This window comes from Streptomyces olivochromogenes (assembly GCF_021538895.1).
Lineage (GTDB): Bacteria > Actinomycetota > Actinomycetes > Streptomycetales > Streptomycetaceae > Streptomyces > Streptomyces olivochromogenes_A.
Window position 1 is genome coordinate 21559 of sequence record NZ_JADDRL010000080.1, and the last position, 22228, is coordinate 43786.

The window sequence follows — 22228 nt, forward strand, 5'->3', positions numbered from 1 at the left end:
CCGGGAGATGGGAATTCCGCCCCTTGATACGGATCCGGCCACCCGCCCGCTCAGTCCCAGCCCGGCGCGTCCGTCCCCCAGGGCACGGGCGGCCGCGCCCAGTCGACGGGTCCGCCGACGAAGGACACGGCGGGCAGGGCGTACCGCACCCGCCCGAAGACACTGTCCCGCTCGCCGAACCGAGGATCCAGCGCGGTGCTCCGCCCGTCGGGCACGACGTCGCCCGCCTCCTCGTGTTCGACCTCCTCCGTCAGCCAGCGCGCGGTCCGGGCCAGGGCCAGTCGTACGCACCTGCTGCCGCCGTCCTGCGACTGCTCGGTCAGGGCCCGCAGCACCGCACCCGCCAGCAGATAGCCCGTGCCGTGGTCCAGGGCCTGCGCGGGCAGCGCGCCGGGCCGTTCGGCGGACCCCTCGACCGTCGCGATGCCGGTGGCGACCTGCACCAGGCTGTCGAAGCCGCGCCGCCCGGCCCACGGTCCGTACGCGCCCCAGGCCGACACCTGGGCCACGACCAGCCCGTGCCGCCGCTCGGCGAGCGCCTCGGGGGAGAGCCCGAAGCGGTCCAGGGCGCCCGGCCGGTAGCCGGTCACCACGACGTCCGCCGCGGCCAGCAGCTCCTCGAAGGTCCGCCGATCCGCCGCGAGGTCCAGCGTCGCCGACCGCTTCCCGATGCCCGTGTCCGCGTGCAGGTCGGGGAGTTCGGGCAGCCGGGGCGCGTCCAGACGCAGCACGTCCGCGCCGAGCAGGGCGAGGGTGCGGGTGGCGACCGGGCCCGCCAGGACCCGGGTCAGGTCCAGCACACGCAGTCCGGCGGCGGGCAGCAGGGGAGCGGAGTCCGCGAGCGGCGCGAGCACGCGCGCGGGTGCCGAGTCCAGTCGTACGCGCTCGACCAGCGGCCGTCCGGCCAGGACCGCGGACTGCTCGTGCGCGGCCCACTGCTCGGGGGTGCGCAGGGCGACGGCGAGGCCTCCGGCGCCGTACACGGTCTCCTCCGCCTCCCGCGCGGAGCGCTCGGCGAACCGGGCGGCGACGTCCTCCGGCGAGGCGTGCCGGGGCAGCTTCAACGCGTCCAGCAGTCTCGCCCGGTGATGCGGATAGTTGGCGTGGGTGCGCACCCAGCCGTCCGCCGTCCGCCAGAGCCGGGACAGGGGTGCGAAGGAGACCGGCGCCCGCCCGTCGACCCGCAGCAGCCGCTCACTGAGAAAGGCGGCCGCGACCGCCGCGTCGTCGACCCGAACCTCCGGCACCTCGGCGAGCCCCGCCCGCCGCGCCCCCAACTCGGCGGCGGCCAGCGCACACGCCCCCACACAGGCGCGCCCCAACTCCCGTACCGGCAGCCTCGCTTCGAGCGCTTCCCGGCGTACGACGGTGCCCACCCGCGAGAGCAGAGCGGGATCGCCGCCCACCGCGTCCCATGCGAACTTGATTCCAGTCATGACTGCACTATGCAGTATTGATTCAATCAACCTGAGAGGGGCGGCCGCGGAAAACGCCCGGGCCGGGCGGTCGTGCCGCCCGGCCCGGGTCTTGTGCGCGGAGGCTCTACTTGGTGACGGCGGCCAGTGCGTCCGCCATGCCCCAGCCGTAGAAGCTGTTGTGGTTCTTCGGGCCCTGGCACACCGCGTCGACCTTGCCGTCGCCGTTGATGTCGTACGGATCCGTGCACGGCGTGGCGTCGGCCTCGGCGTACAGGAGCGCCTTCACCAGGGCCGCGGGCGCGTGCGGGTGGGTCGACTTGATCAGCGCGGCCACACCCGCCACGTGCGGCGACGCCATCGACGTGCCGGCCATGTAGCCCCACTTGCCGCCCGGCAGCGGGCCCAGGATCAGGCCGCTCGTCGCCGGGGGCGCCGGCTTCTGGTACGCCGTCGAGTCGCCGCCGGGCGCGGCGATGTCGATGACCCCGAAGCCGTAGTTGGAGAAGGACGACTTGAGGCCCTTGGCGCCGGTCGCCGCGACCGTGACGACACCCGGCAGCTGGGTCGGTATGTCGTAGCACTTGTGCGGGTCGATCACCCGGTCCGACGGGGTGCCGTCGTTCGGGGAGACCGGGTCGGTGATCGAGTCGGCGTCCAGGTCGTAGTTCTCGTTGCCCGCCGCCGCGACGTTGACGGTGCCCTTCTTCTCCGCGTACCGCGAGGCCCGGGTGATGGCGTCCACGAGCGCCCTCTGGTCCGGGTCGTCCTTGCAGTTGAAGTACCACGGGTCGGTGTAATAGCTGTTGTTGGTCACGTCGACGCCGTGCTCGGCCGCCCACATGAAGCCGCAGACCACGGCCTCCGTGTAGAAGTAGCCGTCCGGGTTCGCGACCTTGATGCCCGCGACCCTGACGCCCGGCGCCACGCCCGTGATGCCGACGCCGTTCTTCGCTCCCGCGATCTCACCGGCCACATGGGTGCCGTGCGGGCTCTCGGACGCGCTGGGCCGCCAAGAGCCGTCGGTCGTGTCCGGCTTGCCCGACACGCAGTTGGCGGAGGCGTCGCGGTCGAAGTTGGGCGCGATGTCGGGGTGGGTGTCGTCGACGCCGGTGTCGATGACGGCGACGGTGACGTCCCTGCTGCCGAGGAACTTCTCGTGCGCCTTGTCCGCCTTGATGGCGGGCAGGTCCCACTGCAGCGGCTCCAACGGGTCCTGCCCGTCGGCGGCCTGCGCGTTCGCGACCTGCTCCGCGCCGAGCACCTTCGGGGTGCCGACGTCGGTGGTCGACTGCGCGGGCAGCGGCGTGTGACGCGTGGCGCCCGCCGACTCGACGCCGGGCACCGTGCGGATCGTCTTCGCGAAGTCGGGGTTCGACGAGTGGACGACGATCACGCCGATCCGGTCGTACGAGATCACCACCGTGCCACCGGCCTCGGCGATGGCCTTCCGCACATGTGCGGAGAGCGCGTACCCGGGGTGGACGTTGACGACATAGCTGAGCGAGGTCGCGTCACTGGTGACCGTCGTCGTGGAGTCCGCGGCGGACGCCGTGACGTTGGGCAGGAACGCGAGGGCCGTCGCCAGGGCCATCCCGGCCGGGATCGCCATGGCGCGACGGTAGCGCGGGTGAGGCGCTGTCATGTGTCTGTGTCTCCAGTTCGTTCGCGGTACGAGGGGGCCGTGCGGGAAGTCCCGTGCCTCGGGCCCTACTTGACGGCACGCAGTGCGTTGACGACGCCCCAGCCGTAGAAGCCGTTGACCCGCTTGCCGCCCACACAGGTCGCGTCCACGACGCCGTCACCGTTGCCGTCGTACGGCTCCGCCGGGCAGCCCGGGTTGTCCGCCTCGGCCTTGAGCAGCGCCTGTAGAGCGGCCGGAGTGGCGTAGGGGTGGGCGGACTTCAGCAGCGCGGCCACGGCGGCCACGTGCGGGGAGGCCATGGAGGTGCCCTGGAGGAAGCCGTACTGGTTGTTCGGCAGCGTCGACAGGATGCGGCCGTTCTTCGACGGCGTGTCCGGGATCTGGTACTTGTCGCCGCCCGGGCCCGCGACGTCGACGACGCCCATGCCGTAGCTGGAGTAGTACGACTTGGCGCCCTTGACGCCCACCGCGCTCACGGTGACCACGCCGGGCAGCTGGGTGGGCACGTCGAAGCACTCGTGCGGGTCGACCGTGCGGGTCGTGGCCGTCGAGTCGTCGGGGCTGGAGGCGTCGACGAGGGCGTCCGCGTCGAGGTCGTCGTTGGAGTTGCCCGCCGAGGCGACGTTGAGCGTGCCCTTGCGCTGGGCGTACTGCTGGGCCCTGTTGACCGCGTCGACGATGGCGCGCTGGTCCGGGTCGTCCATGCAGTTGTACAGCCACGGGTCGACGTAGTAGCTGTTGTTGGTGACCTCGACGCCGTGGTCGGCGGCGAACACGAAGGCGCAGACGACGCTCTCCGGGTAGAACAGCTGGGTCGAGTCGGGCTGGGCGACGGTGATGCTCGCGACCTTCACGCCGGGAGCGACACCCGCCACGCCTATCCCGTTGCGGGCCGCGGCTATCTCACCCGCCACGTGCGTGCCGTGGTAGTGGTCGGCGTCCGCCGGCCGCCAGGCGCCGTACGTCGTGTCCGGCTTGCCGCTCACGCAGTTCGCGGACTGGGAGGCGGAGAAGTTCGGCGCGATGTCCGGGTGGGTGTCGTCGACGCCGGTGTCTATGACACCGACGGTCACGCTCCTGCTGCCGGGGTTGATCGTGGCCGCCTTGTCGGCGCCTATCGCCCGCAGGTCCCACTGGTCGGCCTCCAGCGGCTCCTCCCCGGCCGCCGAACCCCGTGCCACCTTCGCGGCCTCCGCCTTCGACAGGACCTGCACCGCGCCCTCGTCGGTGGTGCCCGCGGGGCTCAGCGGCGCCGTCCGGGTGGCACCGGCGGACCGCACGCCGCGGACCGCGCGCATCTCCTTGCCGAAGTCGGGGTTCGACGAGTGGACGACGATCACGCCGATCCGGTCGTACGTCACCACGATCGTTCCGCCGTGCGCCGTGATCGCCTTCTGTACCGACGCGATCGTGTGGTGGTCCGTTCCGGTATTGACCACATAGGCGAGGTTCGGGCCGTCGGTCGCCTGGGTCGCCGTGCCGGTCAGCGGGGCCGCCGCGGCCCCCGACGGCAGGAAGCCCAGCGAGGCGGTCAGCGACAGCACGACCGGTACGGCGAGTGCGAGCCGGCGTCTGGAGCGCAGATGAGCCATGGGATCTCCACATCATCCTGAAACGAAACCGCCCGGGCACAGGTGTGGTGCTCGGGCGGGTACATGACGGGTGGTGCACGGCGAAGCTATCTCCCTGTCTCATCGGCCAGCAATGACTTGGTCAAGATGACTTCCGAAAGAACTCATAGGACTTGAACCGCTCCTCGCGTGGCGCCGTGACCTCCGACAGGGAGCACGAGCACGATCGTGCTTCCCCTTCGCAAATCCACCCGCAGCACGAGGAGACTCCGTGGCCACCGAGACACCGCCCCCCGCGAAGGAGCAACACCGGCTCCCGTCCCCCGAGGAGTTCGCCGAGGTGCAGCAGAGCGCGGAGTTCGGTGAACTGCGCCGCTCCTACCGCTCCTTCGCCTTCCCGCTGACCGTCGGCTTCATCACCTGGTACCTCCTGTACGTCCTGCTCTCCAACTACGCGGGCGACTTCATGGGCACCAAGGTCGTCGGCAACATCAACATGGCCCTGGTCCTGGGGCTCGCCCAGTTCCTCACCACGTTCCTCATCGCCTGGTGGTACGCGCGGCGTGCCGCGACCGAACTCGACCCCAGGGCCGAAGCCATCAAGTCGCGTATGGAGGCCGGAGCATGAGCCCCGCGATCAACCCCGCGATCACCCTCGCGGCCGGAGAGGCGAGCGAGCACCGGCCGCTGATCATCTCCCTGTTCGCGGTGTTCGTCGCCGCGACCCTCGTCATCACGGTCTGGGCGGGCCGCCAGACCAAGGACGCCGCCGACTTCTACGCCGGCGGACGGCAGTTCACCGGTTTCCAGAACGGCCTCGCCGTCTCCGGCGACTACATGTCCGCCGCGTCCTTCCTCGGCATCGCGGGCGCCATCGCCCTGTTCGGCTACGACGGCTTCCTTTACTCCATCGGCTTCCTGGTGGCCTGGCTGGTCGCCCTGCTCCTGGTCGCCGAGCCGCTGCGGAACTCTGGCCGCTACACGATGGGCGACGTGCTGGCCTACCGGATGCGCCAGCGCCCGGTGCGGACGGCGGCGGGCACCTCCACCATCGTCGTCTCGATCTTCTACCTGCTGGCCCAGATGGCGGGCGCGGGCGTCCTGGTCTCCCTGCTGCTCGGCATCACCAGCGACGGCGGCAAGATCGGCATCGTCGCCCTGGTCGGCGTCCTGATGATCGTCTACGTGACCATCGGCGGCATGAAGGGCACCACCTGGGTCCAGATGGTCAAGGCGGTGCTGCTGATCGTCGGGGCCCTGCTGCTGACCTTCCTGGTCCTGCTGAAGTTCCACTTCAACGTCTCCGATCTGCTCGGCAAGGCCGCCGACAACAGCGGCAAGGGCGCCGCCTTCCTGGAGCCCGGTCTGAAGTACGGCGCGACGGGCACCACGAAGCTGGACTTCATCTCGCTCGGCATCGCCCTGGTCCTGGGCACCGCGGGCCTGCCGCACATCCTGATCCGCTTCTACACCGTGCCGACCGCCAAGGCCGCCCGTAAGTCCGTCATCTGGGCGATCGGCCTGATCGGCGCCTTCTACCTGATGACGCTCGCCCTCGGCTTCGGCGCCGCCGCGCTGATCAAGCCGGACGAGATCATCGCCTCCAACAAGGCGGGCAACACCGCCGCCCCGCTGCTCGCCCTGCACCTGGGCGGAGTGGACTCCAACTGGGGGGCCATCCTGCTCGCCACCATCTCCGCGGTCGCCTTCGCCACGATCCTCGCGGTCGTCGCGGGACTGACCCTGGCCTCGTCCTCCTCGTTCGCCCACGACATCTACGCGAACGTCATCAAGAAGGGCCAGGCCAGTGAGAAGCAGGAGGTCAACGCCGCCCGCTACGCCACCGTCGGCATCGGCGCCGTCTCCATCCTGCTGGGCGCCCTGGCCCGCGACCTGAACGTGGCCGGACTGGTGGCCCTCGCCTTCGCGGTCGCCGCCTCCGCCAACCTGCCGACGATCCTCTACAGCCTCTTCTGGAAGCGGTTCACCACCAACGGCGCGCTGTGGTCGATCTACGGCGGCCTGGTCACCGCCGTCGGACTGGTGCTGTTCTCACCGGTGGTCTCCGGCAAGCCCACGTCGATGTTCCCGGACGCCGACTTCCACTGGTTCCCGCTGGAGAACCCCGGCATCGTCTCGATCCCGGTCGGCTTCCTGCTCGGCGTCGTCGGCACCCTCCTGTCGAAGGAGGAGCCCGACACCATGAAGTACGCGGAGCTGGAGGTGCGGTCCCTGACGGGCACCGGAGCACACTGAGCGCTTCGCACGGACGGCCGCGTCGTGGGCATTGTACGGTCCTACGACGCGGCCGCTTCGTCCCTAGTGGTATCGGGCCTCGGCCAGTGTCAGTGGTGTCACGTAGGCTCGCAGGTGACGGAAAACAATTGGTCCGGATGCGGGAGGGGGCCCACGTGCTCATCGACACCTACGGCCGAGTGGCCACCGACCTGAGGGTCTCGCTCACCGACCGGTGCAACCTGCGCTGCACGTACTGCATGCCGGAGGAGGGCCTGCAGTGGCTGGCCAAGTCCGACCTGCTGACGGACGACGAGATCGTCCGCCTGATCGACATCGCGGTGCGGACGCTGGGCATCGAGGAAGTCCGCTTCACCGGCGGCGAGCCCCTGCTGCGCCCCGGTCTGGTCGGCATCGTCGAGCGCGTCGCGGCCCTGGAACCGCGCCCACAGACCTCCCTCACCACCAACGGCATCGGTCTCAAGCGCACCGCCGCCGCGCTGAAGGCGGCGGGCCTGGACCGGGTCAACGTCTCCCTCGACACCCTGCGCCCGGACGTCTTCAAGGCGCTCTCCCGCCGCGACCGCCACCAGGACGTCATCGACGGCCTCCAGGCAGCCCGCGAGGCGGGCCTCACCCCGGTGAAGATCAACACGGTCCTGATGCCGGGCCTGAACGAGGACGAGGCCCCGGACCTCCTGGCCTGGGCGATTGAGCACGAGTACGAGCTCCGCTTCATCGAGCAGATGCCCCTGGACGCCCAGCACGGCTGGAAGCGTGAGGGCATGGTGACGGCCGCGGACATCCTGACCTCCCTGCGCACCCGCTTCGACCTCACGCCCGAGGGCACGGGGGAGCGCGGCTCGGCACCGGCCGAACGCTGGGTGGTCGACGGCGGCCCGCACCGCGTCGGCGTCATCGCCTCCGTCACCCGCCCGTTCTGCGCCGCCTGCGACCGCACACGCCTGACGGCCGACGGCCAGATACGGACGTGCCTGTTCGCCACCGAGGAGACGGACCTGCGCGCCGCCCTGCGCTCGGGCGCCCCCGACGAGGAGATCGCCCGCATCTGGCGCCTGGCGATGTGGGGCAAGAAGGCGGGCTCGGGCCTCGACGACCCGTCGTTCCTCCAGCCCGACCGGCCGATGTCGGCGATCGGCGGCTAGGGGGTGTCGTTTGGATCAGGCCGGCCGTGACGAACGGTGCGGATCGGCCGACCCCGAGTGGGGTCATGGGGGTGCCCCCTGCTCGAGCGAAGTCGAGAGCTTGGGGGAGCGTGCAGCTGCAAGGCGGAGGAGGGAGTCGACGCGATGGGGGTCCCCCCCTGTTCGAGCGAAGTCGAGAACTTGGGGGAGTCGGCGAGTGACGACAACGCGGCTGGGGGTCCCCCCTGCTCGAAGAGCTTGGGGGAGTGCGTGCCAGGGCCCGCGACGCCGGGATGATCCAAACGACACCCCCTAGGAACCCGAACCCTCCGGGGCCTCGCGTGTCTCCCACTCCTTCAGCAGGACCACGTCCTTGAGGAAGCCCCGTACCCCGAGGAACTGCGACAGGTGCTCCCGGTGCTCGTCACAGGCGAGCCAGGTCTTGCGGCGGTCAGGGGTGTGGATCTTCGGGTTGTTCCACGCCAGCACCCACACGGCGTCGGCACGGCAGCCCTTGGCGGAGCAGATCGGGGTCTCGTCACTCACGGGTTCGTCTCACAGGGATGCGTTCAGAAGCGCTGCAAACAAGGCGACGCCGAGCAGCCACGGGGGGAGCTGCCCGGCGTCGGTCCGTCGCTCCGACGGGGGATGCGGAGCGCGTACGCAGTATGTCATGGGACACACGCCGCCCGGCACCGGAACAGCATGATTGATCTGAGCTTTTCTTGAGCTTTGAGCGGAGCCGCCATCCGGTTGCCCGGTGTCGGCGATGGTCACACCGGGTCGGCCGACTCGCCCCGCATCCCGGCCGCCGAGTCCCCCGGAACGTCCTCCGGGACGGATTCCGCGGGCGTGTCCCGAGCCTCGGGCGGGGCGAGCATCGGCCGCGGCGGCACGGCCACGAAGGTCGAGGGAAGCGACGGCGGCCGCTCCCGGCCCGCGTTGGCGGCGACCACGGCGACATAGGGGAGCAGCGCTCCGAGCACCAACGCCACCAGCGCGACGTGCCGTTCGACGTTCCAGAGGGTGGCCGCGAGGATCACCGAGGCGGTGCGTACCGTCATCGAGATGATGTACCGGCGCTGCCGGCCGCGCACGTCCTCGGCCAGCCCTGTTCGGGCCCCGGTGATCCGGAATACCTGGACGTTGCCGCCGCCATGCTGCTTCCGCATCACATTCCACCATCCGCCCGTATCGGACTCTCCCCGGCCCGCGAACGCGCCCCACCCGTACGGGGAGCCGGACCGGGACACGGTCCACGTTACGCCGCGGCTGCGCCGCCTTCGAGACCGGGGCACCTCCCGTCCGGGCGAACATCCTGCGCAGCGCTGCGTACGCCCGTACGTCGTACAGCCGTACCCGACGTGCGCCGTACGGCTGACCGGTCGACACTGGCCGTAATGCTCACGTCGAGCCGTACGAGGAGGCAGCCATGGGCTGGTTGTGGGCGATCATCGTGGGATTCGTGCTGGGTTTGATCGCCAAGGCCATCATCCCCGGCAAGCAGCACAGCCCACTCTGGCTGGTCACGATCTTCGGCATCCTGGGCGCCGTCGCCGGCAACGCGATCGCCGCCGCGTTCGGCGTCGCCCAGACCCGCGGCATCGACTGGACCCGGCACCTCTTCCAGCTCATCGCCGCGATCATCATCGTCGCCCTTGGCGACATGGCGTACATGGCCCTGTGGGGCAAGAGGAAACAGCAGCGGGTGACCTGACGACGGTCCGGCACGGCGAAGGGCGGCCCCCCTCGGGGAGCCGCCCTTCGCCGTTGTCTCAGGCCCCGACGACCTCGATCGCCGCCAGGTTCTTCTTGCCCCGGCGCAGCACCAGCCAGCGGCCGTGCAGCAGGTCCGCCTCGGCGGGGACCGCGTCCTCGGCGGTGATCTTCGCGTTGTTCACGTAGGCACCGCCCTCCTTGACCGTGCGGCGCGCGGCCGACTTGCTGGCCACCAGGCCGACCTCGGAGAACAGGTCCACCACCGGCGCGAGCTCGGCGACCCGGGCGTGCGGCACCTCGGACAGGGCCGCGGCCAGCGTCCGCTCGTCCAGGTCCGCCAGCTCGCCCTGGCCGAACAGCGCCTTGGACGCGGCGATCACGGCGGCCGTCTGGTCGGCGCCGTGCACTAGCGTCGTCAGCTCCTCGGCCAGCGCCCGCTGCGCGGCACGGGCCTGCGGACGCTCCTCGGTCTGCTTCTCCAGCTCCTCGATCTCCTCACGGGACTTGAAGCTGAAGATGCGCAGGAACTTGGAGACGTCGCGGTCGTCGGCGTTCAGCCAGAACTGGTAGAAGGCGTACGGCGTGGTGAGCTCCGGGTCGAGCCAGACCGTGCCGGACTCCGTCTTGCCGAACTTGGTGCCGTCCGCCTTGGTGATCAGCGGCGTGGCCAGTGCGTGCACCGCGACGTGCGGCTCGACCTTGTGGATCAGGTCGGCGCCCGCCGTGAGGTTGCCCCACTGGTCGCTGCCACCGGTCTGCAGCGTGCAGCCGTACCTCCGGTACAGCTCCAGGAAGTCCATGCCTTGCAGGATCTGGTAGCTGAACTCGGTGTAGCTGATGCCCGCGTCGGAGTTGAGCCGCCGGGAGACGGCCTCCTTCGCGATCATCTTGTTGACCCGGAAGTGCTTGCCGATGTCGCGCAGGAAGTCGATGGCAGACAGGCCCTGGGTCCAGTCCAGGTTGTTGACCATGGTCGCGGCATGCGGTCCCTCGAAGTCCAGGAACTTCTCGATCTGGCCGTGCAGCCGCGCCACCCAGCCGGCTACCACCTGCGGATCGTTCAGCGTGCGCTCTGCCGTCGGCTTCGGGTCGCCGATCAGGCCCGTGGCGCCGCCGACCAGACCCAGCGGGCGGTTGCCCGCCCGCTGGATCCGCCGCATCGTCAGGATCTGCACGAGGTTGCCGAGGTGCAGGCTGGGCGCGGTCGGGTCGAAACCGCAATAGAACGTGACAGGACCGTCCGCGAACGCCTTGCGCAATGCGTCCTCGTCCGTGGAGAGGGCGATCAGCCCCCGCCACGTCAGCTCGTCGACGATGTCCGTCACGGTTCTCGTATCTCCTTGAGTGGTCTCGTAATCAGGTACGAGGTTATACGCCCTGGCTGACAGAGCTCATATTGAAGTCGGGCACCCGCAGCGCGGGCATCGCAGCCCTAGTGAACCAGTCGCTCCATTCCCGGGGCAGCGTCTTTTCCGTGCGCCCGGCCTCCGTCGCCCGGCCCAGCAGGTCCACCGGCGACTCGTTGAACCGGAAGTTGTTCACCTCGCCGGTCACCTCGCCGTTCTCGACGAGGTAGACGCCGTCCCGGGTCAGGCCGGTCAGCAGCAGCGTCGCCGGGTCGACCTCGCGGATGTACCACAGGCAGGTCAGCAGCAGCCCGCGCTCGGTGGCCGCGACCATCTCCTCCAGGGAGCGGTCCTGGCCGCCGTCCAGGATCAGGTTCCCGATCACGGGCGCCACCGGCAGCCCGGTCAGGCCCGCGCTGTGCCGGGTGGTGGTCAGGTGCTTCAGATCGCCGCCGCCGACCCACTCGGTGGCCTGGACGGGAAGTCCGTTGTCGAACACCGACTGGTCGCCGCCGGAGGAGTGCGCCACGACGAACGGGGCGCTCTCCAGACCCGGCTCGTTCGGGTCGCTGCGCAGGCTCAGCGGCAGCTCGGTCAGCTTCTCGCCGACCCGGGTGCCGCCGCCCGGCTTGGAGAACACCGTCCGGCCCTCGGCCGCGTCCCGGCCCGAGGCCGACCACAGCTGGTAGATCAGCAGGTCGGCCACCGCGGTCGGCGGCAGCAGCGTCTCGTAGCGGCCCGCGGGCAGCTCCACGCGCCGCTCGGCCCAGCCGAGGCGTACGGCCAGCTCGGCGTCGAGCGCGCCCGGGTCGACGTCCTTGAAGTCCCGGGTGGCGCGACCCGCCCAGGCCGAGCGCGTGCGGTCAGGGGACTTGGCGTTCAGCTCCAGCGTGCCGGTGGGCTGGTCGTGCCGCAGTCGAAGCCCGGTCGAGGTGCCCACATAGGTGGAGACGCACTCGTGATTGGCGAAGCCGTACAACTCGCGGCCGCCCGCCCGCGCGCGTGCGAACGCCTCGCCGAGCGCCGGCGCGAAGTCCGCGAACACCGCCGACGAGGTCTCGGCCGGCGCGTCCGTGAAGTCCGGCGACTGAGGCACGCCGGTGACCAGCGGCTGCGCGTCCTCCGCGGGGCCGGCCCCGCGCGCGGCGGCCTCGGCGGCCCGCACCAGCGGCTCCAGCTCCTCGGCGGTCACGGCTGAGCGGGTCACGACCCCCGACGCCGTGCCCTCCTTGCCGTCCACCGTGGCGACGACCGTGAGCGTACGGCCGCGGGTGACCCCGTTGGTGGTCAGCGCGTTGCCCGCCCAGCGCAGGTTGGCGGTGGAGTGCTCGTCGGCGATGACGACGCAGCCGTCCGCCCGGGACAGCTCCAGCGCGCGCTCGACGATCTCGTGCGGCTTGTCCGCCTGGTTGGTGCGCGCGCTCATCGACCGGCCTCCTGGGTGGTGTTGAGGATGTTGACGCCCTTGAAGAGGGCGGAGGGGCACCCGTGCGACACGGCGGCCACCTGCCCCGGCTGGGCCTTGCCGCAGTTGAAGGCACCGCCCAGGACGTACGTCTGCGGGCCGCCGACGGCCGCCATGGAGCCCCAGAAGTCGGTGGTCGTGGCCTGGTAGGCGACGTCCCGCAGCTGGCCGGTGATCCGGCCGTTCTCGATCCGGAAGAAGCGCTGCCCGGTAAATTGAAAGTTGTACCTTTGCATGTCGATGGACCAGGAACGGTCGCCGACGACGTAGATGCCCCGGTCCACCCCCCCGATGAGGTCCTCCGTGGACAGCCCCGCCGGGTCCGGCTGGAGCGACACGTTGGCCATGCGCTGCACCGGCACATGCCCGGGGGAGTCGGCGAACGCGCACCCGTTGGAGCGGTCGAAGCCGGTCAGCTTCGCGATGCGCCGGTCCAGCTGGTAGCCGACGAGCGTGCCGTCCTTCACCAGGTCCCAGGACTGCGCCTCGACGCCCTCGTCGTCGTACCCGACGGTCGCCAGGCCGTGCTCGGCGGTCCGGTCACCGGTGACGTTCATCCGCTCGGAGCCGTACCTGAGCTTGCCGAGCTGGTCGAAGGTGGCGAAGGAGGTGCCGGCGTACGCGGCCTCGTAGCCGAGCGCGCGGTCCAGCTCGGTGGCGTGGCCGATGGACTCGTGGATGGTCAGCCACAGGTTGGACGGGTCGACGACGAGGTCGTACAGACCCGCCTCGACGCTGGGCGCCCGCATCTTCTCGGCGAGCAGCTCCGGGATCTGCTCCAGCTCGGAGTCCCAGTCCCAGCCGGTGCCGGTGAGGTACTCCCAGCCGCGCCCGACCGGCGGCGCGATCGTGCGCATCGAGTCGAACTCGCCGCTCGACTCGTCGACCGACACCGCGGTCAGCTGTGGGTGCAGCCGCACCCGCTGCTGCGTGGTCACCGTGCCCGCGGTGTCGGCGTAGAACTTGTTCTCGTGCACGGTCAGGAGCGAGGCGTCGACGTGGTTGACGCCGCTCGCTGCCAGCAGCCGCGTGCTCCAGTCCGTCAGCAGCGCCGACTTCTCCTCGTCCGGCACGGAGAACGGATCGATCTCGTACGACGAGACCCACGTCTTCTCGGCGTGCACCGGCTCCCCGGCGAGCTCCACCCGCTCGTCCGAGCCCGCCGCCTTGATCACCTGCGCGGAGAGCTTCGCCATCGCCACGGCCTGCGAGGCCACCTTGGCGGCGGCGTCGAGGCTCAGGTCCACACCCGACGCGAAGCCCCACGTCCCGCCGTGCACGACCCGCACCGCGTACCCGAGGTCGGTGGTGTCCGACGTACCCGCCGGCTTGGCGTCCCGCAGCCGCCAGGACGCGCTGCGCACCCGCTCGAACCGGAAGTCCGCGTGCTCGGCCCCCAGCGCACGCGCGCGCGCCAGCGCGGCGTCGGCCAGGGCCCGTAGCGGAAGCGCCGTGAAGGCTTCGTCGATGGAATGAGGCACGGAGGTCTCCCTGCTGTCGTGGCCTGTTCCTCCGATCATGTCGCGCGAGCGGGTGCCCGGACCACAGATTTCGGCCCGGCATCCGGACTTTCTGTAGGGATCCGACAGTGGCGCCCCCGCGCCACTGTCGGTGCCCGCTTCTTTGCGAGAGCGGACGTACCGATAGGTTTTTGATAAAGCCGCCTGTCATCCAGGTGTCCGGGCGGATGTGCCAGACCGCTATCGAAAGGGTGATCCGTTGAGCCGCTCGGTTCTCGTCACCGGAGGCAACCGGGGCATCGGCCTCGCTATCGCCCGCGCCTTCGCCGACGCCGGCGACAAGGTTGCGATCACGTACCGCTCGGGTGAGCCGCCGGCCGGCTTCCTCGCCGTGAAGTGCGACATCACCGACTCCGAGCAGGTGGAGCAGGCCTACAAGGAGATCGAGGCGGAGCACGGCCCCGTCGAGATACTGATCGCCAACGCCGGCATCACCAAGGACCAGCTCCTGATGCGCATGTCCGAGGAGGACTTCACCTCGGTCATCGACACCAACCTCACCGGCACCTTCCGCGTCGTCAAGCGCGCCAACCGCGGCATGCTGCGCGCCAAGAGGGGCCGCGTCGTCCTCATCTCGTCGGTCGTCGGGCTGTACGGCGGCCCGGGCCAGGCGAACTACGCCGCGTCCAAGGCCGCCCTCGTCGGCTTCGCGCGCTCCCTCGCCCGTGAGCTGGGCTCGCGCAACATCACCTTCAACGTCGTCGCGCCCGGCTTCGTCGACACCGACATGACCAAGGTGCTCACCGACGAGCAGCGAGAGGGCATCGTCAAGCAGGTGCCGCTCGGCCGGTACGCGCAGCCGGAGGAGATCGCCGCGACGGTGCGGTTCCTCGCCTCCGACGACGCCTCGTACATCACTGGAGCCGTCATTCCCGTTGACGGCGGACTGGGAATGGGTCACTGATCACCATGAGCGGAATTCTCGAGGGCAAGCGCGTCCTGATCACCGGTGTGCTGATGGAGTCCTCCATCGCCTTCCACACCGCGAAGCTGGCCCAGGAGCAGGGTGCCGAGATCATCCTGACCGCGTTCCCGCGGCCCACGCTGACCGAGCGCATCGCCAAAAAGCTGCCCAAGCCCACCAAGGTCATCGAGCTCGACGTCACCAACGACGAGCACCTCGGCCGCCTGGCCGACGTGGTCGGCGAGGAGCTCGGCGGCCTCGACGGCGTCGTGCACTCCATCGGCTTCGCCCCGCAGGACGCCCTCGGCGGCAACTTCCTGAACACGCCGTTCGAGTCGGTCTCCACGGCCATGCACGTCTCGGCGTTCTCCCTGAAGTCGCTGACCATGGCCTGCCTGCCGCTGATGCAGAACGGCGGCTCGGTCGTCGGCCTCACCTTCGACGCCTCCTTCGCCTGGCCGCAGTACGACTGGATGGGCCCGGCCAAGGCCGCCCTGGAGGCGACCAACCGCTACATGGCGCGCGACCTGGGCAAGCAGAACATCCGCTGCAACCTCATCTCCGCGGGCCCGATCGGCTCCATGGCCGCCAAGTCCATCCCGGGCTTCGCCGAGCTGGCCTCGGTGTGGGACAACCGCTCCCCCCTGGAGTGGGACCTGAAGGACCCGGAGCCGGCCGGCCGCGGTGTGGTCGCCCTGCTGAGCGACTGGTTCCCGAAGACCACCGGCGAGATCATCCACGTGGACGGCGGTCTGCACGCCATCGGCGCCTGATCTCCGGAACGCCTCGACGCCCCGTCCCCCGCGCCCGCGGGCGGCGGGGCGTCACTCGTTCGGCGTACCCGACCGGGCGGGGCAGGGGGCCGACGCCGCACCCTGGAATACGAGTTCACCTCGCGAATTCCCTCCCCAGCACGGCCGAGGAGGTCCCCTTGTGCGCCTGTCCCGCAGCCTGGCCTCGGCGACCGTGGCCCTCGCGCTCGTGCTCTCCCTGCCGTACGAGGCGGCGCCGCACACGCGCGTGAAGGGGCCGTCGGCACCGCGTCTGTTCGGAGCGGAGTGCCGTACGACCGTCAGCGGCTCCCATGTCGTGGCGTACTGCCACAACCCCTATGTCGACACCGATCGCGTGCGGCTGCACATCGAGTGCGCCCGCTGGTGGGACCTCGACACCGACGGCGACCCGGTCGACGCCGGGCCGGCGATGACCGTCCGGCTCAGCGGCCGGTGCTGGAAGGACGTCCGCTCGGCGTGGATCAGCCACCAGAAGGCGGGCTGAGGCGCGCCGGACGGCACAGGAACGGATAGCTCGCGGCCTCGGCCGCGGCCGCCTCCGCGTCGCCCGTCCGGATCGCGTCCACCAGCCGCGTGTGATCCATGTGCGTCTCCGGCGTCAGCACCTCGCCGACGTCCGCGCGGAGCCAGTCCCGCAGTACCTCGCCCAGATCCGCGTACATCGCGGTCATCACCTCGTTGTGGGAGGCGGACACCACCGCCAGGTGGAAGGTCGCGTCCGCCGCCACGAAGGCCTCCGCTTCCCCCGACTCCCAGGTCTGCTCGCGCCGCAGCAGGAGCGCGTCGAGCTGCTTGAGGTCCTTCTCCGTACGCCGCTCGGCCGCCAGCTTCGCCGCCGCCGACTCCAGAGTGGAGCGCAGTTCGGCGATGTGCCGCGGGTCGGCCTCCGCGAAGCGGCGGTGCATCACGCCCGCCAGCTCGCTGGTCGCCACCACGTAGGTGCCGGAGCCCTGGCGGATGTCCAGCAGGCCGTTGTGCGCGAGCGCGCGCACCGCCTCGCGGACCGTGTTGCGGGCGACGCCTAGCTGCTCGACCAGTTCCGGCTCGGTCGGGATGCGCGAGCCGACCGGCCACTCGCCCGAGGTGATCTGGTTCCGCAGCTCGGCGATGACCTGCTCGGACAGCGCCGAACGGCGGGGGTGGCTCAGGGGCATGGCACACCTTCGCACGGGAGGACCGGGAGGAGACCGCCCGGGGATGGACAACCAATCATCCCATGATTCTATGATGGGTCTCATGGTGAGCGAGGAAACCCGGGCCCGAACGTCCACGACCGACGACAGCACGACCCCCGGCCACGACGGCGCAGCGGCCCCGAAGGCGGCGACAGCGCCCCCGCGCGCGTGGGCGACCCGCCTGGTCGTCGTCGGCATCGTGCTCTCCGCGCTCAACCTCCGCCCGGCCATCACCAGCCTCGGCGCGCTCCTCGAAGAGGTCCGCGACGGGCTCGGCATGAGCGGCAGCGTGGCCGGCCTCCTCACCTCGGTGCCCCCGCTGTGCTTCGCCGTCTTCGGCGTCATGGCACCCCGCCTCGCCCGCCGCTTCGGAGCGCCCGCCGTGGTCTGCGCCGGCATGGCCGCCATCGCCGCGGGCCTGCTCATACGGCCGTACGTCGGCTCGACCGCGGGATTCCTGGCGGCCAGCGCCCTCGCGCTGATGGGCATCGCGGTCAGCAACGTCCTGATGCCGGTCATCGTCAAGCGCTGGTTCCCGGACCGGGTCGGCTCCATGACCGGCCTGTACTCCATGGCCCTCGCCCTCGGCACCTCGACCGCCGCCGCGGTGACCGTGCCCATGACCGAGGCGCTGGGCGGCAGTTGGCGGTCGGGGCTCTGCGTGTGGGCGGTGCTCGCCACCGTGGCGGTGCTGCCGTGGCTCGGGCTGATCCGGGACCGGGGGGCGGCGCCCTCCCACGGGGCGGCCGTACCGCGGCCACGCGCGCGTGCGGAGCAGCCGCCCGCACTGCGGATCACCCGGAGCCGTACGGCCTGGGCGCTCGCCGTCTTCTTCGGGCTCCAGGCGACCGCCGCGTACATCACGATGGGCTGGATGGCGCAGATCTTCCGCGACTCGGGCGTCCCCGCCGGCACGGCGGGCGTCCTCCTCGCCGTCACCATGGTGATGGGTGTGCCGCTGGCCTTCGTCATCCCGCGCCTGGCCACCCGGCTGCCCCACCAGGGGCCCATCGTGCTGGCGCTCGGCGCCTGCGGCCTGGCCGGCTACGCGGGCCTGTACTTCGCCCCGGCCGGCGGTGCCTGGGCCTGGGCCGTGCTGCTGGGCATCTCCAACTGTGCCTTCCCGCTGGCCCTCACGATGGTCGGCATGCGGGCCAGGACCGGCGCGGGCGTCGCCCAGCTCTCCGCCTTCGCGCAGAGCACCGGCTACCTGATCTCCATCCCCGGGCCGCTCCTGGTCGGCGTGCTCTACCAGCACAGCGGCGGCTGGGGCATCCCGATCGCGCTCATGGCCGGCCTCATGATCCCTCAGATGGCGGTGGGCGTCCTCGCGGGCCGCGACCGGACGGTGGAGGACGAGGCGGGCCGCTGACCCCGCCCGGCATCTCCCCAGGGGCTGCCGCCCCCGGAGCTCGCTCCTGCCTCGCCCGGCCTCGCCCGGCCCCGGCCGGTCGCGCGGGGGAGAAGGGTGCGACACTGACCCCATGCCAGTGCTCGACCCGAACCCCCCGAACGGCCAGAAGAAGCTGCTGATCGTCCTCGGCGCGTTCTTCGCCATCTTCGTCGTCATCGCCGTCATCGCGACCCTCGCGTCCCCCTGACCTCGGCCTCGCGGCCCATGGTGGGGCTAGCACCACCATCCCCTAGGGGGTGAGTGTCAGGGTCAAGTGGGTGGATCACCGGATGGGTTGGCGACCGGGGATTCCGTAGCTTCGAGATGTGACCGCGGGACGCGGCCGCGGACCACTCGGAGAGCAGCGGAGGCGAGCATGTCGGCCCGTACCCACACCCGGCCCCACCCGGCGACCACGGGCGGCGTCGACATCCGGTTGCCCTGGTGGGCGCTCGCCCTGCCCGCGCTCGCCTTCGTCGCCCTGCTCCTGCTCATACTCAACCCGTCCCACGCCCAGGCGGCCACCGGCGACCCGGCGGTCACCCACCTCGTCGAGCGGGTGCAGGAGCTGATCGCGCGCTAGGGCCTGTCGTCACATTCCCGTCTGCCCCGCGACGCCTGGCACTCCCCCAAGCTCTTCGAGCAGGGGGGACCCCCACTCGCCGCACCGGGCGAAAGCCCCAGTACGTCCAGTACGAGGACTTCCGTCCGGCACACCGAGAACACGCACCGGACGCCGCAGGGCCGCCCTTCGGGCGACGACGGGAATGTGACGACAGGCCCTAGGCCCAGGGCGGCCTCGCGGGGAGAAATCGCATGTCAACTCCCTGCGCCGTGTGGCATGTTTCATGCGAAGCTGAGACGCATGAGCGTCGCAGAACCCCGCAGGATTGTCCTCTTCCGGCATGCGAAAGCAGACTGGCCCCAGGTGACCGATCACGAGCGGCCGCTCGCTGAGCGGGGCCGCATGGACGCCGCAGTCGCCGGACGCAAGCTGGCCGACAGCGGCATCCCCTTCGACCTGGCCCTGTGCTCCACCGCCGTCCGGACCCGCGAGACCTGGAAGCTCGCCGTCCACGAGCTCCCGCACCGGCCGAGAACGGTCTACGAGGAGCGGCTCTACGAGGCCTCGCCCGGCGAGCTGATCGCCGCGCTGAACGAGATCACCGACGACGTGCAGAACGTGATCCTGATCGGTCACAACCCGAGCGTGCACGGTCTCGCCGAGATCCTCCCCGGCTCCGCCGAGGGCGACGCCCGCGATCGGATGAGCCGCCGGGGCTTCCCCGCCGCCGCCTTCGCGGTCGTGACCTTCGACGGCTCCTGGAAGGGCCTGGAGCCGGGCGTGGGCACACTGGCCGACTACTGGGCGCCGTCCGAGTGACCCGGTCCGCGTGACGGCACACGGCGAGGGGCCCGGCACCGTGGTGGTGCCGGGCCCCTCCGCCGCTGCCTCGCGGGCGGCTCAGTCCTCGTCGTGCATGTCCGCGGCCTCGACCTCTTCGCGGGTGACGCCCAGCAGGTACAGGACCGTGTCCAGGAAGGGGAAGTTCACCGCGGTGTGCGCGGCCTGGCGGACGACCGGCTTGGCGTTGAAGGCCACGCCCAGGCCCGCCGCGTTCAGCATGTCCAGGTCGTTGGCGCCGTCGCCGATCGCCACCGTCTGGGAGAGCGGGACACCGGCCTCGGCCGCGAACCGGCGCAGCAGCCGCGCCTTGCCCGCCCGGTCCACGATCTCCCCGGTGACCCGGCCCGTCAGCCTCCCGTCCACGATCTCCAGGGTGTTGGCCTGGGCGAAGTCCAGCCCCAGCCGCTCCTTCAGATCGTCCGTCACCTGCGTGAACCCGCCGGAGACGACGCCGACTTGGTAGCCGAGCCGCTTCAGCGTACGGATCAGGGTGCGCGCGCCCGGCGTCAGTCGCACCTCGCCGCGCACCTTCTGCACCACCGAGGCGTCCAGCCCCTCCAGCAGGGCCACGCGCGCGTGCAGCGACTGCTCGAAGTCCAGCTCGCCGCGCATCGCGGCCGCCGTGACCTCGGCGACCTTGTCCTCGCAGCCGGCGTGCGCGGCGAAGAGCTCGATCACCTCGTCCTGGATGAGGGTGGAGTCCACGTCCATGACCACCAGGCGCTGGGCCCGCCGGTGCAGGCCCGCCGACACGACCGCGATGTCGACGCCGAGCGCGGCCGCGTCGGACACCAGGGTGGTGCGCAGCGGCTCGGTCTCCACGCCGGACACCGCGAACTCGACGGCGGTCACGGGGTACTTGGCGAGCCGGAAGATACGGTCGATGTTGCCGCCGGCCTTGGCGATCCGGGCGGCGATGGCGGCGGTCGACTCGGCGGTGAGGGGGTGACCGAGGACGGTCACCAGGGAGCGGCCATGACCACGCGGGCGGTTGTCGCCGTGCCCGGAGATGATCTCCGCCTGCATCTTCATCAACTCGGCCCAGCTGTGCACGGTGGCCCGGAGGTCGCCCTCCAGTCCGGCGGGTGGCTGGGTCACGAGCGCGCACAGGACGAGACGGCCGCGGGTGACGACCTGCTCGATGTCGACCACGTCGACGGAATAGGCGGCAAGGGTGTCGAAGAGGCCGGCCGTGATGCCCGGCCTGTCCTTGCCGAAAATCTTGACGAGGAGAGTGGGGACCTCGGAGGTCTGCGTAGCGCTCATGGTGCAACCACCGTATCCGGCACCCAGTGCCTTGGGCCCATGCGGTCCGTCTAGCGGACACCGAACAGTAGGTGTCGGTCCGGTGTCGAGGCCCTGACCTCCCGGCCACACTTCGATCACCCTCCCACTCCGCTCCGCTACGCGCACGACGGGAACACCGCCGGCGGCTCTGCCGACGAGGTGGGACTGCACGGGGGTGTCGCCACGCCCGGTCCACCGACCATTGTCCCGCCGGCGCGCAGGGGGCTCCGCCGGCTTGGCAGCGATGGCTCCGCGGGCTTGGCAGTGAGGGGCCCGCGGGCGCGGCAAGGGGGTCCCCGTGGGCGCGGCCGGGTGGGCTGTGCAGGCCTGCCGTAGTGCTGCCGCGGGCTCGGTCGGGTGGGGTCCGCGGGCTTGGCCGCATTGCTCTCACGAGGCTGGCGGCATCGGCAGCGGCTGACCTGTCGGTCTGGTTGTGGTGGCCCTGTCGGCTCGGCTGTGCGATAGCTGTCAGCTTGGCCGCATCGGTCATGCTGGCACGGCGGGTGGGCTGCGTAGGCCTGCCGTAGTGCTGCCGCGGGCTCGGTCGGGTGGGGTCCGCGGGCTTGGCCGCATTGCTCTCACGAGGCTGGCGGCATCGGCATCGGCTGCCCTGCCGGTTTGGTTGTGGTGTCTGCTGGCTTGGCTGCGATAGCCGCCGGTCCGGCCGCAACGGTCCCCGCTGTATCGGCCGGGTGGGCCCTGCAGCCTGGCCGTACTGCTCCCGCCAGCCCGGCCGCATCGGCGCCGTCGGCCCTGCCGGTCTGGCTCTGGTGGCCTTGCCGGCTTGGCTGCGATAGCCGTCAGCTTGGCCGCAGTGTTCCCGCTTTCTCGGCCGTGTGGGCTCCGCAGCCTGGCCGCAGCGCTGCTATGAGCCTGGCGCAACGGCACCTCCAGCCCCTGCCGGTCCGGCTGTAGGGGCTCTGACGGCTTGGCTGCGCGATAGCCGTCAGCTAGGCCGCAACCGTCCCGCCGGCCCGGCCGCGTGGGCTCCGCAGCCTGGCCGCACCGCTCCCACCAGCCCGGCCGCAACGGCACCGCCAGCCCCGCCGGCCCGGCTGTGGTGGCCCTACCGGCTTGGCTGCCGTAGCCCCGCCAGGCCAGCAGCAACGGTCCCGCCAGCCCAGTCGCAACGGTCCCGACGGCGCGTCCGCAGTGGCACCCTCCGGCCCGGCTCCGTGTTCCCGCCGGGCCCACCGCACGGGCTCC

The 22228-nt window shown here is 71.0% G+C and carries 21 protein-coding genes; 11 read left to right on the forward strand and 10 right to left on the reverse strand.

Going from position 1 to position 22228, the window contains the following annotated elements; translation table 11 throughout:
• Positions 1-50: 50 nt before the first annotated feature.
• The 3 genes from IPZ69_RS32205 to IPZ69_RS32215 all read right to left on the reverse strand — a co-directional run bounded on the left by IPZ69_RS32205 (position 51) and on the right by IPZ69_RS32215 (position 4652).
• On the reverse strand, positions 51-1436 hold the full coding sequence (locus IPZ69_RS32205; protein ID WP_235458186.1) for a CoA transferase: 1386 nt from the start codon (positions 1434-1436) through the stop codon (positions 51-53).
• Between the two features lie 106 nt (positions 1437-1542).
• A complete protein-coding gene (locus IPZ69_RS32210; RefSeq protein WP_235458187.1) occupies positions 1543-3060 on the reverse strand; it encodes a S8 family peptidase in 1518 nt (505 codons plus the stop codon).
• 65 nt (positions 3061-3125) lie between these two features.
• A complete protein-coding gene (locus tag IPZ69_RS32215) occupies positions 3126-4652 on the reverse strand; it encodes a S8 family peptidase (protein WP_235458188.1) in 1527 nt (508 codons plus the stop codon).
• Positions 4653-4902: 250 nt separating this feature from the next.
• On the opposite strand from IPZ69_RS32215, the gene IPZ69_RS32220 reads away from it, so the two are divergent.
• The 3 genes from IPZ69_RS32220 (at position 4903) to moaA (ending at position 8032) form a co-directional block, all read left to right on the forward strand.
• Positions 4903-5259: a DUF485 domain-containing protein gene (locus tag IPZ69_RS32220; protein ID WP_235458189.1), complete on the forward strand. Its 357-nt coding sequence runs from the start codon at positions 4903-4905 to the stop codon at positions 5257-5259.
• Positions 5256-6887 (forward strand): solute symporter family protein, encoded by a 1632-nt coding sequence (locus IPZ69_RS32225; RefSeq protein ID WP_235458190.1) that lies wholly within the window; start codon positions 5256-5258, stop codon positions 6885-6887. The genes IPZ69_RS32220 and IPZ69_RS32225 overlap by 4 nt, the downstream gene beginning before the upstream one ends.
• Positions 6888-7042: 155 nt before the next feature.
• Complete coding sequence (moaA, locus tag IPZ69_RS32230) at positions 7043-8032, forward strand: GTP 3',8-cyclase MoaA (protein WP_235458191.1); 990 nt, start codon at positions 7043-7045, stop codon at positions 8030-8032.
• A gap of 291 nt (positions 8033-8323) precedes the next feature.
• Here moaA and IPZ69_RS32235 read toward each other — a convergent pair whose 3' ends face one another.
• Both IPZ69_RS32235 and IPZ69_RS32240 read right to left on the reverse strand, forming a co-directional pair.
• Complete coding sequence (locus IPZ69_RS32235) at positions 8324-8557, reverse strand: hypothetical protein (RefSeq protein ID WP_235458192.1); 234 nt, start codon at positions 8555-8557, stop codon at positions 8324-8326.
• Positions 8558-8784: 227 nt separating this feature from the next.
• Positions 8785-9183: a DUF3099 domain-containing protein gene (locus IPZ69_RS32240; protein ID WP_235458193.1), complete on the reverse strand. Its 399-nt coding sequence runs from the start codon at positions 9181-9183 to the stop codon at positions 8785-8787.
• Positions 9184-9443: 260 nt separating this feature from the next.
• On the opposite strand from IPZ69_RS32240, the gene IPZ69_RS32245 reads away from it, so the two are divergent.
• Positions 9444-9728: a GlsB/YeaQ/YmgE family stress response membrane protein gene (locus tag IPZ69_RS32245; protein WP_235458194.1), complete on the forward strand. Its 285-nt coding sequence runs from the start codon at positions 9444-9446 to the stop codon at positions 9726-9728.
• A gap of 58 nt (positions 9729-9786) precedes the next feature.
• Here IPZ69_RS32245 and tyrS read toward each other — a convergent pair whose 3' ends face one another.
• The 3 genes from tyrS to IPZ69_RS32260 are packed head-to-tail and all read right to left on the reverse strand — an operon-like array spanning position 9787 to position 14022.
• Positions 9787-11055 carry a tyrosine--tRNA ligase gene (tyrS, locus tag IPZ69_RS32250; protein ID WP_235458195.1) on the reverse strand — a complete coding sequence of 423 codons (1269 nt, stop codon included), beginning with the start codon at positions 11053-11055 and terminating at the stop codon, positions 9787-9789.
• Positions 11056-11098: 43 nt separating this feature from the next.
• Positions 11099-12502: a metallopeptidase TldD-related protein gene (locus IPZ69_RS32255; protein WP_235458196.1), complete on the reverse strand. Its 1404-nt coding sequence runs from the start codon at positions 12500-12502 to the stop codon at positions 11099-11101.
• Complete coding sequence (locus tag IPZ69_RS32260) at positions 12499-14022, reverse strand: TldD/PmbA family protein (protein WP_235458197.1); 1524 nt, start codon at positions 14020-14022, stop codon at positions 12499-12501. The genes IPZ69_RS32255 and IPZ69_RS32260 overlap by 4 nt, the downstream gene beginning before the upstream one ends.
• A 238-nt stretch (positions 14023-14260) precedes the next feature.
• On the opposite strand from IPZ69_RS32260, the gene fabG reads away from it, so the two are divergent.
• The 3 genes from fabG (at position 14261) to IPZ69_RS32275 (ending at position 16243) form a co-directional block, all read left to right on the forward strand.
• Positions 14261-14965 carry a 3-oxoacyl-[acyl-carrier-protein] reductase gene (gene fabG, locus IPZ69_RS32265; protein ID WP_235458198.1) on the forward strand — a complete coding sequence of 235 codons (705 nt, stop codon included), beginning with the start codon at positions 14261-14263 and terminating at the stop codon, positions 14963-14965.
• 5 nt (positions 14966-14970) lie between these two features.
• Entirely contained in the window at positions 14971-15738 is a 768-nt protein-coding gene (gene fabI, locus IPZ69_RS32270) for an enoyl-ACP reductase FabI (RefSeq protein WP_235458199.1), read from the forward strand.
• Positions 15739-15898: 160 nt separating this feature from the next.
• Positions 15899-16243 carry a hypothetical protein gene (locus IPZ69_RS32275; RefSeq protein WP_235458200.1) on the forward strand — a complete coding sequence of 115 codons (345 nt, stop codon included), beginning with the start codon at positions 15899-15901 and terminating at the stop codon, positions 16241-16243.
• On the opposite strand, the gene IPZ69_RS32280 is transcribed toward IPZ69_RS32275, so the two are convergent.
• The gene (locus tag IPZ69_RS32280; protein ID WP_235458201.1) at positions 16221-16913 is read right to left on the reverse strand and encodes a FadR/GntR family transcriptional regulator; all 693 of its coding nucleotides are present in this window, start codon (positions 16911-16913) and stop codon (positions 16221-16223) included. The genes IPZ69_RS32275 and IPZ69_RS32280 overlap by 23 nt on opposite strands.
• Before the next feature lie 70 nt (positions 16914-16983).
• Between IPZ69_RS32280 and IPZ69_RS32285 the strand changes: the two genes are divergently transcribed.
• The 4 genes from IPZ69_RS32285 to IPZ69_RS32295 all read left to right on the forward strand — a co-directional run bounded on the left by IPZ69_RS32285 (position 16984) and on the right by IPZ69_RS32295 (position 19711).
• Positions 16984-18306 carry a CynX/NimT family MFS transporter gene (locus IPZ69_RS32285; protein WP_235458202.1) on the forward strand — a complete coding sequence of 441 codons (1323 nt, stop codon included), beginning with the start codon at positions 16984-16986 and terminating at the stop codon, positions 18304-18306.
• Between the two features lie 112 nt (positions 18307-18418).
• Entirely contained in the window at positions 18419-18535 is a 117-nt protein-coding gene (locus IPZ69_RS47120; protein WP_268835308.1) for an SGM_5486 family transporter-associated protein, read from the forward strand.
• A gap of 168 nt (positions 18536-18703) precedes the next feature.
• Complete coding sequence (locus tag IPZ69_RS32290) at positions 18704-18910, forward strand: hypothetical protein (protein ID WP_235458203.1); 207 nt, start codon at positions 18704-18706, stop codon at positions 18908-18910.
• Positions 18911-19192: 282 nt separating this feature from the next.
• Positions 19193-19711, forward strand: coding sequence for a SixA phosphatase family protein (locus IPZ69_RS32295; protein WP_235458204.1), 519 nt, complete (start codon positions 19193-19195; stop codon positions 19709-19711).
• Positions 19712-19792: 81 nt separating this feature from the next.
• Here IPZ69_RS32295 and serB read toward each other — a convergent pair whose 3' ends face one another.
• Positions 19793-21001 (reverse strand): phosphoserine phosphatase SerB, encoded by a 1209-nt coding sequence (gene serB / locus IPZ69_RS32300; RefSeq protein WP_235458205.1) that lies wholly within the window; start codon positions 20999-21001, stop codon positions 19793-19795.
• Positions 21002-22228: the final 1227 nt, after the last annotated feature.